General features: G+C 68.2%; 9 protein-coding genes and 1 riboswitch. Of the genes, 6 read left to right on the top strand and 3 right to left on the bottom strand.

The features are described 5' to 3' along the window. Nucleotides 1-3: 3 nt before the first annotated feature. Complete coding sequence (locus tag EVU97_RS15100; RefSeq protein ID WP_129663554.1) at nucleotides 4-1,167, bottom strand: site-2 protease family protein; 1,164 nt, start codon at nucleotides 1,165-1,167, stop codon at nucleotides 4-6. A gap of 69 nt (nucleotides 1,168-1,236) precedes the next feature. Between EVU97_RS15100 and EVU97_RS03505 the strand changes: the two genes are divergently transcribed. From EVU97_RS03505 to thiC, 5 genes are all read left to right on the top strand, one after another. Next, entirely contained in the window at nucleotides 1,237-2,082 is an 846-nt protein-coding gene (locus EVU97_RS03505; RefSeq protein WP_129663552.1) for a PD-(D/E)XK nuclease family protein, read from the top strand. Beyond that, nucleotides 2,075-2,539, top strand: coding sequence for a hypothetical protein (locus tag EVU97_RS03500; protein ID WP_129663550.1), 465 nt, complete (start codon nucleotides 2,075-2,077; stop codon nucleotides 2,537-2,539). Before EVU97_RS03505 ends, EVU97_RS03500 begins: the two co-directional genes overlap by 8 nt. Nucleotides 2,540-2,654: 115 nt before the next feature. Beyond that, the gene (locus tag EVU97_RS03495; protein ID WP_129663548.1) at nucleotides 2,655-3,845 is read left to right on the top strand and encodes a CE1758 family FMN-dependent luciferase-like monooxygenase; all 1,191 of its coding nucleotides are present in this window, start codon (nucleotides 2,655-2,657) and stop codon (nucleotides 3,843-3,845) included. Between the two features lie 103 nt (nucleotides 3,846-3,948). Beyond that, a complete protein-coding gene (locus EVU97_RS03490) occupies nucleotides 3,949-4,659 on the top strand; it encodes a CE1759 family FMN reductase (RefSeq protein ID WP_129663546.1) in 711 nt (236 codons plus the stop codon). Nucleotides 4,660-4,753: 94 nt separating this feature from the next. Next, a riboswitch (TPP riboswitch) is annotated at nucleotides 4,754-4,868 on the top strand. An 89-nt stretch (nucleotides 4,869-4,957) separates the two neighbouring features. Then, complete coding sequence (gene thiC / locus EVU97_RS03485; protein ID WP_129663544.1) at nucleotides 4,958-6,823, top strand: phosphomethylpyrimidine synthase ThiC; 1,866 nt, start codon at nucleotides 4,958-4,960, stop codon at nucleotides 6,821-6,823. 171 nt (nucleotides 6,824-6,994) lie between these two features. Here thiC and EVU97_RS03480 read toward each other — a convergent pair whose 3' ends face one another. Both EVU97_RS03480 and metH read right to left on the bottom strand, forming a co-directional pair. Continuing rightward, a complete protein-coding gene (locus EVU97_RS03480) occupies nucleotides 6,995-7,714 on the bottom strand; it encodes an HAD family hydrolase (RefSeq protein WP_370448517.1) in 720 nt (239 codons plus the stop codon). 2 nt (nucleotides 7,715-7,716) lie between these two features. Continuing rightward, on the bottom strand, nucleotides 7,717-11,493 hold the full coding sequence (gene metH / locus EVU97_RS03475) for a methionine synthase (protein ID WP_129663542.1): 3,777 nt from the start codon (nucleotides 11,491-11,493) through the stop codon (nucleotides 7,717-7,719). A 100-nt stretch (nucleotides 11,494-11,593) separates the two neighbouring features. On the opposite strand from metH, the gene EVU97_RS03470 reads away from it, so the two are divergent. Continuing rightward, entirely contained in the window at nucleotides 11,594-12,472 is an 879-nt protein-coding gene (locus tag EVU97_RS03470; RefSeq protein WP_225910760.1) for a PAC2 family protein, read from the top strand. The last annotated feature ends 40 nt before the right edge of the window (nucleotides 12,473-12,512 follow it).

Raw genomic sequence — 12,512 nt, 5'->3', positions numbered from 1 at the left:
AGTTTAGGTGGTACGCAGGTCGCGGCCTTGCGCTCCCGCGTGCGCCTGCAGGGCGCGCTCGAGATCGCTGAGCAGGACGACGCCGATGACCTGCTCGCCGTGCGGCGGCGCGGCGGCCGGCGCGGGCTGCGTGACGACGACGAGCTGCGGCGTCGTGTCGCCCTCGAAACCCGGCAGGACGGCGGTGATGTCAGCCTGGGTGTCGGCGACGATGGCGGTGGCGCCGGAAACGATGGCTTCGGCGATCGCACTGGCCGGCACCCGGTCACGCTGTTCCAGCGGAACCCGCACGTGAGCGCCGGGCGGGACGACGGCGACGGGTTCGTTGGAAGCTCCGAGCAGGACGACGGGGTCCGGCCCCTTGGGGAGCGCCGAGACGGGCGTGTCGGCGGCGGCTGACACTGCGGGGCGCATCACCTGGGCCACTCGGATGCCGGAGAGGAATTCCCGGTTCGTGCCCACGGTGACGGCGGTGCTGGCACCTCGCCACAGGAACATGGCGATGAGCGCGAACCACATGAGGTTCCACGTCGAGCCCTCGCCGCGAAGCACCGGCACGAGGGCCCAGAGCACGACGGCGACAGCGACGATTCGGCCGCACCAGCCCGCGGCCTTCATGCCCTTGGCCCGGCTACCGGTGACCTTCCACACGAGGGCGTCGACGATGAACCCGCCGTCGAGAGGCAGCCCGGGCAGGAGGTTGAACAACCCGACGAAGCCGTTGCTGAAGGTGAACGCGAGCAGCAGCAGATGGCCCGCGCCGTCACCGCTCGACTGGGTGAGGGCGAACCATCCGGCGCCGGCGAGGACGAGGTTCGTCAGGGGCCCGACGACGGCGACGAGCGCCGAGTGCCCGGGTGTCGCGTCGGGTGAGTCGTAGGCCGTGTGGCCGCCCCACAGGTCGGCGACGATGCGGTTGACGCGGTAACCACAGGCCTGGCCGACGACGGCGTGAGCAGCCTCGTGCGCGAGCACGCTGACGAGCAGGAGCACGGCGTACGCGGCCGCGAGCAGGTAGGCGCCGGCTCCCCATTCGGGGTGCAGTCGGGCGACCTGCGGGCCGAAGAGCGCGACGATGACGAGGGCGATGATCGGCCAGGATCGGCCGATGTAGACGGGCACGCCGCGGAGCGTGGCGATCTTGAGACCCGGGGACGTCGACGGCATGAGGAAAGCCTAAGCGGCGTGGCTCGGCGTCGCTCGGGCGGTGTGAGTTACGCGCGATAGGCTCGCCGAATGGTCGCCGCGCTGTCCCCCTCACGAGCGTCCGATTTCATGCAGTGCCCGCTGCTCTACCGCTTCCGCGTCATCGACAAGCTACCCGAGCCGCCGAGCCCGGCCGCGGCGCGCGGCACGCTCGTCCATTCGGTGCTCGAGCGCATCTTCGACGTCGAGGCGCCGCAGCGAACACTCGAGCACGCGCTCTCCCTCGTCCCGCACGCGTGGGAGGACATGCTCGCCGAAGAACCCGAACTCGCCAAACTCGCGGGCGGCACGCCCCACGACCTCGCGACGTGGTTGCGCGACGCCGAGAAGCTCGTCGAGAAGTGGTTCGACCTGGAGAACCCGCAGCACCTCGAACCCGCCGAACGCGAGCGCTACGTCGAAGCCGACCTCGACGGCCTCACCCTGCGTGGGTACATCGACCGGCTCGACGTAGCACCCGGCGGGCAAATCCGCGTCGTCGACTACAAGACGGGGCGCTCACCGTCGGAGCTCTTCGAGGGCAAGGCCCTGTTCCAGATGAAGTTCTACGCGCTCGTCATCTGGCGAACTCGAGGCGTCATGCCGCTCATGCTCCAGCTCGTCTACCTCGGCAACAGCCAATTCGTGCGCTACCAGCCCGACGAGGACGACCTGCGGGCTCTCGAGCGCAAAATCACGGCTCTGTGGCAAGCCATCGAGCGCGCCGCGCAGACGGGTGACTGGCGTCCACGCAAGTCGTTCCTCTGCGGCTGGTGCGACCACAAGGCGCTGTGTCCCGCCTGGGGCGGCACTCCCCCGCCGCTTCCCGACAATGCCGGCGTGCTCGCCCTCGACCCGCACTCGACTGCCGACCTGGGGGATGTCGACGGTGACTGAACCTGATCAGGTTCAAGGTGCGGACTGGGAGGCCTGGCGCACCGTCGGTTGTGGTGTCGAAGCACTCCATCACGTCCTCACCCAAGCCGACGTGGACGTCAACCTCAACGAGGTGTTGCGCGCGGCGCTCGCGGCCGATGGCTACGACGACGCGCTCGGATGGCGCCACCGCGCCCTCGTCGAGGTGGCGGCAGCCCACGGCGTCCCGGGCGAGATCGTTTCCGGTCTCGACGTGGACACGCTGACGCACAACGGCGGCGCGGTCTGGCTCGTCTCCGTCACGGCACCCGAGCAGTTCGCGTGTACCCACCTCGTGGCGCCCGATTCGCGCGACGGCCGGCTCGACGTGTTCTGGCCGCAGGTCCACCCCCAGTTCGGTGGCCGCTTCCTCGCTGACCCCCGGTGGTTCGGGCCGAAGATGACCGGGCGCGGCACGCAGTTCGAGGTCAGTGCTTGAGCCGCGCGACTCCTTCGCCGTGCTCGTGATCCCCTTCACAAAACCTCGTGGAATACCCGGCCGAGGGTTACGGTTCAACAGGTAGTTTCAATTTCAACTACTTCCCCGAGGGGTCATGCAGTTCGGAATCTTCACGGTCGGTGACGTCACGACGGACCCGACGACGGGTCACACGGTCAGCGAGCACCGGCGCATTAAGAACACCGTCGAGATGGCCAAGGTCGCCGACGAGGTCGGTCTCGACGTCTTCGCCACCGGTCAGCACCACAACCCGCCCTTCGTGGCCCCCGCCAGCCCGCCCGTCCTCATGGGCAACCTCGCCGCGGTGACGAAGAACATCATCCTGTCGACCGCGACGACGCTCATCACGACGACGGACCCGGTGCACATCGCCGAGGACTACGCCTACGCGCAGCACCTCGCCGACGGGCGCGTCGACCTCATGCTCGGACGCGGCAACACCGGACCGGTCTACCCCTGGTTCGGCAAGGACATCCGTGAGGGCATCCCGCTGGCCATCGAGAACTACGCCCTGCTGCGCAAGCTGTGGAGCGAGGAGAACGTGACGTGGGAGGGCAAGTTCCGCACGCCGCTGCAGGGCTTCACCTCGACCCCGCGTCCGATGGACGGCGTCGCGCCGTTCGTCTGGCACGGTTCGATCCGCAGCCCCGAGATCGCCGAGCAGGCCGCCTACTACGGTGACGGCTTCTTCCACAACCACATCTTCTGGCCGCCGGAGCATGCGGCTCAGATGGTGCGCTTCTACCGTGAGCGCTTCGAGCACTACGGTCACGGTCGCGCGGAGGACGCCATCGTCGGTCTAGGTGGTCAGGTGTTCATGGCTGACTCGAAGTCGAAGGCGATGGAGACCTACCGTCCGTACTTCAACAACGCCCCGGTCTACGGCGGCGCCGCCTCCCTCGAGGACTTCACGACGCAGACGCCGCTGACGGTGGGTACCCCCGACGAGGTCATCGAGCGCACGCTCGGCTTCCGCGAGTACGTCGGCGACTACCAGCGCCAGCTGTTCCTCGTCGACCACGCCGGGTTGCCGCACGCCGAGGTCATGCACCAGATCGAGCTGCTCGGCACGAAGGTCGTGCCGCAGCTGCGCGCCGAGATGGACGTCCGACGCGCCGCCGGCGTACCTGACGCCCCGACGCATGCCAGCCTGCTGGCTGCGCGCGCTGCCCAGGCGACCGACACGCCCTCGGCTGACGCCGGTCAGATGGGCAGCGTCGAGACAGGCGCGCCGCGCGCTCCGAAGGTCGACGATGTGACGGGAACGCGCGCCGAAGACCGTTGAGCATCAGCCCGGTTCGCCGACAACTCGGCTAACCGGGCCCGGCGGGCGACGCCGGCGGCGACGTTCGGCCCAGACTCAGAGCAACGAGACGAAGGAGAACACGATGACGAACTGGACGGCACGCCTCGCCGTGATCAGCGGCGGGCTGAGTGAGGAATCGTCGACGCATCGTCTCGCCCAGCTGCTGTGCGACGCGGTTGTCGAGAGTGCGCGGGAGCAGGGCGGCGAGGTCGTCGTTCAGCGGATCGACCTGCGGGCGCTGGCGCACGACATCACGACGGCGTCGTTGACGCGGTTCGCTCCCCCGGCGCTCGCGGACGCGTACGAGGTGCTGGGCGCGGCCGACGCCGTGGTCGCGGTGACGCCGACGTACAAGGCGAGCTTCACGGGCTTGTTCAAGTCGTTCTGGGACGCGACTGCAGACGGCGTGCTGAGCGGCGTGCCCGTCATCGTCGGCGCGACGGGCGGTTCCACCCGACACTCGCTTGTGACGGACACGGCCCTGCGACCGCTGTTCGCGTACATGAAGGCGCTCGTCATGCCGACGGCCGTCTACGCCTCGCCCGACGACTGGGCCGGGCGAGGCCTGGAAGCGCGTGCGAGCGAGGCTGCCGATGAGTTGACGCAGCAGCTAGAGCGCGGGCTCGGCGGAGCGGACGTGGCGGTGAACGGCAGTTCTGAGGCGCGCTCGTCCAAGGTTGAAGAAGCGCCGAGAACATCGTCGAAATCGTTTCGTACGCTTGCCGATACGCGCAATCGGGCGCGCGATCCGTTCGTCGCGGTGCCGACGATGGAAGAGATGTTGCGCGGCTGAGCACGACTCGTGACCGGAAGGGGTCCGTCAGGTTCGTCATGAACCTGACGGACCCCTTCGTCACGTTCGTCTGCCGGGATGTGCCATAGTCGGAAGCGTCCTTCGTGGGAGTCCTGAGAACAGGGCTGAGAGGGAGCTGATACTGCTCCGACCGCTACCCGACCTGACCCGGATCATGCCGGCGCAGGCAGCCAAGGAGACCTCGTGGTCGCTCATCCTCCGTTCGGTGCCGACGTTCGTCGACATCTGTTGCGTGGGGTCTTGCCGTGCCTTCGCCCGATCCGAAGGAGGCACCATCATGACGACGTTCAACTCCCGCGAGCTCGCGGCCACCACCGACCGAGCAGCCACGTCGCCGACGTCGGCCCCCGTTCAGACGCGCGCAACCACCCCCGCTGACGGATCGGACGCTCGCCGGAAGCAGTACCGCGACGCGGACGGCCTGCGCGTGCCCTACACCGAGGTCATCCTCGACAACTCCCCCGGCACCGGCGCGGCCAACGCTCCCGTCGAGCTGTACGACACCTCCGGCCCGGGCAGTGACCCCGAGGTCGGGCTGCCGCCGCTGCGCGCCGAGTGGATCGCCGAGCGCGACGACGTCGAGACCTACGCCGGTCGGGAACGCACCCTGCTCGACGACGGCCGCTCGGCCGTCCGACGCGGTGAGGCGAGCCGCGAGTGGCGCGGCGAACGTCGCGCACCGCTGCGCTCCAAGGGCGGTGCCGTCGTCACCCAGATGCACTACGCCCGCAGGGGATTGATCACCCCCGAGATGCGATTCGTCGCCGCCCGCGAGAACTGCGCCGTCGAACTGGTGCGCAACGAGGTCGCCGCCGGGCGCGCGATCATCCCGGCCAACGTCAATCACCCGGAGAGCGAGCCGATGATCATCGGGCGCCGCTTCCTCGTCAAGGTGAACGCGAACATAGGCAACTCGGCCGTGACGTCGTCGATCGCCGAGGAGGTCGACAAGCTGACGTGGGCGACGACGTGGGGCGCCGACACCGTCATGGACCTGTCGACCGGTGACGACATCCACACGACGCGTGAGTGGATCATCCGCAACTCCCCCGTCCCGATCGGCACTGTGCCGATCTACCAGGCCCTCGAGAAGGTCAACGGTGAGGCCGACAAGCTGACGTGGGAGATCTTTCGCGACACCGTCATCGAGCAGTGCGAGCAGGGCGTCGACTACATGACGATCCACGCCGGCGTACTGCTGCGCTATGTGCCGATGACGGCCGAGCGCATCACGGGCATCGTCAGCCGCGGCGGCTCGATCATGGCCGGCTGGTGTCTCGCACACCACGAGGAGAACTTCCTCTACACCCACTTCGACGAGCTGTGCGAGATCTTCGCCCGCTACGACGTCGCCTTCTCCCTCGGTGACGGCCTGCGCCCTGGCTGCACTGCCGACGCCAACGACGAGGCGCAGCTTTCCGAGCTGCGCACCCTCGCCGAGCTGACGAAGCGGGCATGGCAGTTCGACGTCCAGGTCATGGTGGAGGGCCCCGGGCACGTGCCGCTCGACCTCGTCGAGGAGAACGTGCGCCTGCAGCAGGAGTGGTGTGACGGCGCGCCGTTCTACACGCTCGGCCCGCTCGTCACCGACGTCGCACCCGGCTACGACCACATCACTTCCGCCATCGGCGCGACGACGATCGCGATGGGTGGCACCGCGATGCTGTGCTACGTCACGCCGAAGGAGCACCTCGGGCTGCCGAACCGTGATGACGTCAAGACCGGCGTCATCACGTACAAGCTCGCGGCGCACGCCGCCGACGTCGCGAAGCGCCACCCCGGCGCGCGAGCGTGGGACGACGCGTTGAGCAAGGCGCGCTTCGAGTTCCGTTGGAACGACCAGTTCAACCTGTCGCTCGACCCCGACACCGCGCGCGAGTTCCATGACGAATCGCTGCCTGCCGAGGCGGCGAAGACGGCACACTTCTGTTCGATGTGCGGGCCGAAGTTCTGCTCGATGCGCATCAGCCAGGACGTGCGCGACCGCTTCGGTGACGCCGGCGCCCAGCGGCGCGTCGTCAGCGAGAGCGAGGCCCGTGAGGGCATGCAGCAGATGGCGAAGACGTTCGTCGAGCTCGGGCGCAGCGTCTACGTCGAACCCGACACCGCCCACGCCCTGGCGACCCCGACGCCCCAGGACTGACGGGTTCGCAACGGTGAGGGGTGGAGCAACGCGACTCCGCCCCTCACCGACTCTTGTCTCCGTCCGTGCCCACCCCATCTGCGATCTACGTCCACATGCGCGAACGGCGTACCCATCTGCGATTTCCGGTCACATTCGTCTGTGCCACGGCCTGCCGGGCCGGCTCGAGCGTCAGCGCGTCGCCCGAGCCCGCTCTGCCAGACGCGGCAGGTCGTCGAGGCTGACGGCGGCGAGGTCGGGGACGACGACGAGGCCGTCGAGCTGCGGAATCTCGACGAGATGCGGCACGGCGAGCGTGGGGACGCCGGCCGCGACGGCCGAGCGCACGCCCGTCGCCGAATCCTCGATCGCGACGCACTGCTCGGGCGCGAGCGCGAGGTTGTGTGCGGCCCGCAGGTACGGCTCCGGGTGCGGCTTGCCGTGTTCGACCATGTCGCCGGTGACGACGACTTCGAACGTCCCCGCAGGCAGGGAATCGACGAGAACCCGGGCGAACGACTCGTACGACATCGTGACGAGGGCGCACGGTAGACCCGCGTCGCGCGCCGCGAGCAGGAGCTCGCGAGCCCCCGGTCGCCACGGCACGTGCTCACGCAGCTTGACGACGACACGTTCGAGCAGGGCGTCGACAATCTCCTCCGGCGTGAGGGGAATGCCGGTCTGTTCCTTGATGATGCGCCCCGAGACGATGAGCGCGTTGCCGACCAGTTGGAACGCCTGGGCGTCGCTCCACGTGCCGCCGTGCGACTCGATGAGGTCGTTCTCGGCCTCCATCCAGTACGGCTCGGTGTCGATGAGTGTTCCGTCCATGTCCCACAGCACGCCGTGAGGCCTCGTCGGGGCGTGCGTGACACGCTGCTCGAGGCGCGTGAGGTGGGGCGTCGGGTCCACGGTCAGTCTTCCGGGTCGTAGCTGAGGTTGGGGGCGAGATGACGCTCCGCGTCCTTCACCGACCAGCCCTTTCGCCCAGCGTAGTCATCCACCTGATCGCGCCCGATCCGTCCGACGACGAAGTAGCGCGATTCGGGGTGGGCGAAGTACCACCCGGACACCGACGCTCCCGGCCACATCGCACGCGACTCGGTGAGTTCGACACCGATCTCACGCGTGACATCGAGCAACTCGAAGAGGGTGTCCTTCTCCGTGTGCTCGGGGCACGCCGGGTAGCCCGGCGCGGGGCGAATGCCGGTGTAGCGCTCGGCGATGAGGTCCTCGTTGGAGAGGTTCTCCCCTGCCTCGTGACCCCAGAACTCGGTGCGAACGCGCTCGTGCATGCGCTCGGCGAGCGCCTCGGCCAATCGGTCGGCCAGGGCCTCGAGCAGGATCGCGGAGTAGTCGTCGAGTTCCTCCTTGAACGCGGCGATCCGAGCCGGAAGCTCGGTACCGGCGGTCACGGCGAAGGCGCCGACCCAGTCGTCCACGCCGGAGCCCTGCGGCGCGACGAAGTCGGCCAGGGAACGGTTCGGCACGCCCTCGCGGTGCTGACCCTGCTGGCGCAGGTGATGCAGACGAGCACGCTCGTCGGAACGCTCGGCGTCGGTGAACAGGACGGTGTCGTCGCCGTCGCCCGCGGCGGGCCAGAAGCCGATGACGGCGGCCGGGTGGAGCCAGCCCTCGGCCTCGACGCGGTCGAGCATCTCCTGCGCATCGTCGTAGAGCTTGCGTGCTGCCTCACCCTGGGCGGGGTTGCTCAGAATGTCCGGGAAGCGACCCTTCATCTCCCACGCGGCGAAGAAGGGCTGCCAGTCGATGTACTCGCGCAGCTCGCTCACGGGGTAGTCGGTGAACGTGCGTGTCACCGGCGCCCCGTCCGCGGCGAGTGCCGGCGCTGCGGGCACAGCACCGAGGTCGAGCATCGGGCGGTTCTCCCGAGCCGCATCGAGACTGAGCAGCGGGCGGTCGTCACGCTTGGCCGCGTGGCGCGCACGCAGAGAGTCGTAGTCGGCCGTCACGTCCGCGAGGAGCGCCTCGCGACGGGCGCCCTTCGACAGGAGCGCGGCAACGACCGGTACGGAGCGCGAGGCGTCCTTGACCCACACGACGGGCTGGTCGTAGCGCTGATCGATCTTGACGGCGGTGTGTGCGCGCGACGTCGTGGCGCCCCCGACGAGCAGGGGCAGGTCGAAGCCCTGCCGCTGCATCTCCCCCGCGACGTTCACCATCTCCTCGAGCGAGGGCGTGATGAGGCCCGACAGGCCGATGATGTCGGCCTCGTGCTCACGGGCAGCGTCGAGGATCTTCTGCCCGGCCACCATGACGCCGAGGTCGATGACCTCGTAGTTGTTGCACTGCAACACCACGCCGACGATGTTCTTGCCGATGTCGTGGACGTCGCCCTTGACCGTCGCGAGCACGACCGTGCCGTTCGTCTGCTTGCCCGTCGTGCCGCTCTTCACCTTCTCCGCCTCGATGAAGGGGATGAGGTACGCGACGGCCTTCTTCATGACCCGGGCCGACTTCACGACCTGGGGCAGGAACATCTTGCCGGCACCGAAGAGGTCGCCGACGACGCCCATGCCATCCATGAGCGGGCCCTCGATCACCTCGAGCGGGCGCTTTCCCTCGGCCTCGAGCTCCGCGCGCATTTCCTCGGTGTCGTCCTCGATGAAGTCGTCGATGCCCTTGACGAGGGCGTGCGTGATGCGGTCGCGCACCGGCTCCTCGCGCCACCTCTCGGACTTCGTCTCGGCGACGGCTTCGCCGGTGTTGAAGCGCTCGGCGGCCTCGAGGAGGCGCTCCGTGGCGTCGGGTCGACGGTTGAGCACGACGTCCTCGACGAGGTCGCGCAGTTCGGGGTCGATCTCGTCGTACACGACGAGGGCGCCCGCGTTGACGATGCCCATGTCCATCCCCGCGGCGACGGCGTGGAAGAGGAAGACCGCGTGGATGGCCTCGCGCACGGGGTTGTTGCCGCGGAAGCTGAACGACACGTTGGAGACGCCGCCGGAGACAAGGGCACCCGGCAGGTTCTCCTTGATCCAGCGGGTGGCCTCGATGAAGTCCACGCCGTAGTTGGCGTGCTCCTCGATACCCGTACCGATGGCGAAGATGTTGGGGTCGAAGATGATGTCCTCGGCCGGCAGGCCCACCTCGGGGCCGGTGAGGATGTCGTAGGCGCGTCGGCAGATGTCCTTGCGCCGCTCGAGAGTGTCGGCCTGGCCGTCCTCGTCGAAGGCCATGACGACGGCCGCAGCGCCGTAGCGCTTGACGAGCCGCGCCTGCTCGACGAACGGCTCGACGCCCTCCTTCATCGAGATGGAGTTGACGATCGACTTGCCCTGGATGCACTTGAGTCCGGCTTCGATGACGTCCCACTTCGAGGAGTCGACCATGACCGGAACGCGGCTGATGTCGGGTTCGGACGCGATGAGCTTGCAGAAGCGGTCCATCGCCTCGATGCCGTCGATCATCCCCTCGTCCATGTTGATGTCGATGATCTGAGCGCCGTTCTCGACCTGCTGACGAGCCACAGACAAGGCGGTGGGGTAATCGCCGTCCTTGATGAGCTTGCGGAAGCGAGCCGAACCGGTGATGTTCGTGCGCTCACCGACGTTGACGAAGAGCGAGTCGTCGTCGACGGTGAAGGGCTCGAGGCCGGAAAGCCTTAGAGCGGAACCGATCTCGGGCACCGGACGTGGCGGCAGCTTCTCGATCATTTCCGCGATGGCCGCGATGTGGTCCGGGGTCGTGCCGCAGCATCCACCGACGATGTTGACGAGTCGGTCGGTGGCGAACGTCGTGACGACCCCCGCCATCGCGTCGGGCGTCTCGTCGTACTCACCGAAGGCGTTCGGCAGCCCCGCGTTCGGGTAGCAGGAAACGAAACAGTCTGCGATGCGGGAGATCTCGGCGACGTACGGTCGCATCTCGTCCGCGCCGAGTGCACAGTTGAGGCCGACGGCCAGCGGCTTGCTGTGGCGCACCGAGTTCCAGAACGCCTCGCTCGTCTGGCCCGACAGCGTACGTCCCGAGGCGTCGGTGATCGTGCCCGAGATGACGATGGGCCAACGGCGGCCGCGCTGCTCGAACAGGACGTCGAGTGCGAACAGAGCCGCCTTGGCGTTGAGGGTGTCGAAGATCGTCTCGACGAGCATGATGTCGACGCCGCCGTCGGCCAGGCCTTCGGCCTGCTCGAGATAGGCCGAGACGAGCTCGTCGAAGGAGATGTTGCGCTTGCCCGGGTCGTTGACGTCCGGCGAGATGGACGCGGTGCGGTTCGTCGGGCCGATGGCGCCGGCCACGAAGCGGGGACGCTCGTCGGTGGCGACGGCATCGGCGGCGTTGCGCGCGAGTTTCGCCGAGGCGACGTTGAGCTCGTACGCGAGGTCGCTCATGTCGTAGTCGGCGAGCGAGATGCGCTGGGCGTTGAAGGTGTTCGTCTCGACGATGTCGGCGCCGGCTTCGAGGTACTCGCGGTGGATTCCCTCGATGACGTCGGGCGCGGTGAGCGAGAGCAGGTCGTTGTTGCCCCGCAGGTCGCTCGGGTAGTCGGCGAAACGCTCGCCGCGGTAGTCGGCTTCGGTGAGCCCGGCGCGCTGGATCATCGTTCCCATGGCGCCGTCCATGATGAGGAGGCGATCGCTCAGGAGGCGCCTGAGTTCGTCCGTGCGATCCGTGCTGGTCGTGACGAACTCGTCCTGGTCGGTCGTTGTCTTGGAGCGGCTGCTCACGTGACGTCCCTTCACCGAAGATGGTCTGAACGCCACATGCTAAGCGGGAGCGAGGTACCGGCCTTGGTGCGCGCAGCCTCGTGGCCGCATACTGGAACGCTTGCCGATCTTTCGACCCGAAGGGGTGCCCGCAGTGCGTCGTCACTTCGAACTCGTCACCGAGACCGCGCCCACCGTCATCGTCGCGTTCCAGGGGTGGAACGACGTGTCCGGTGCGGCCCTGGACGCCGTCGACCACCTCGTCACCCAGACGAAGGCTCGGCTGTGGGCCGACATCGATCCTCAGGACTACTACGACTTCCAGGTCAACCAGCCGCGCGTCGACGTCGTCGACGGCGAGCGTCGCATCATCTGGCGCACGACCGAGGTCCACCACGCGGTGATGGCCGGGGTGGGCGATGTGCTGCTCGTCAAGGGCATCGAACCGTCGTTCCGCTGGAAGGCGTTCCTCGACGAACTGCTCACGATGCTCGACGACGTGAACCCCCGTCGCGTGGTCCTGTGCGGCGTGCTCGACGGCGAAGTGGCCCACACGCGTCCGTTCCCCGTCGCCTTCACGTCCCCTCAGCCGGTGACCCGGGCGGCCCACGACGCACGGACACCCACCTACATCGGACCGACGGGCATCGTCGGGGTGCTCGTCGATGCCCTCGGTCGCACTGCGTACGAGACGCTCTCGATGTGGGTGACCGTTCCTCGATACGCGCTCGGTGGGCCCCAGCCGAAGGTCTCCCTGACCGTCGTCAGCGCGCTGGAACGCCTTCTCGAGACGCCGCTCCCCCTGGCCGATCTCGAGGAGCAGGCGCGCGCGTGGGAACGGGGTGTGAGCGACCTCGTGGCGGAGGACGGTGAGATGGCGTCCTACGTCGACACGCTCGAGAACACCGTCGACGTCACCGAACTGCCCGAGGCGTCGGGAGACGCCATCGCGCAGGAGTTCGAGCAGTTCCTGCGCCGCCGCGACGACGACCAGCTCTGAGCGCACGAACAAGGACCGGCCCGCCCCCACGTGGGGACGG

This window comes from Dermacoccus sp. 147Ba, from assembly GCF_004151355.1.
Classification (GTDB): domain Bacteria; phylum Actinomycetota; class Actinomycetes; order Actinomycetales; family Dermatophilaceae; genus Dermacoccus; species Dermacoccus abyssi.
The sequence above is the reverse complement of the archived record's forward strand: the minus strand, read 5'-3'. Positions and strand labels throughout refer to the sequence as shown.

Coding starts and splice junctions, on each gene's coding strand:
- EVU97_RS15100 (WP_129663554.1), bottom strand. CDS start 1,167: ATGCCGTCGACGTCCCCGGGTCTCAAGATCGCCACGCTCCGCGGCGTG.
- EVU97_RS03505 (WP_129663552.1), top strand. CDS start 1,237: ATGGTCGCCGCGCTGTCCCCCTCACGAGCGTCCGATTTCATGCAGTGC.
- EVU97_RS03495 (WP_129663548.1), top strand. CDS start 2,655: ATGCAGTTCGGAATCTTCACGGTCGGTGACGTCACGACGGACCCGACG.
- EVU97_RS03490 (WP_129663546.1), top strand. CDS start 3,949: ATGACGAACTGGACGGCACGCCTCGCCGTGATCAGCGGCGGGCTGAGT.
- thiC (WP_129663544.1), top strand. CDS start 4,958: ATGACGACGTTCAACTCCCGCGAGCTCGCGGCCACCACCGACCGAGCA.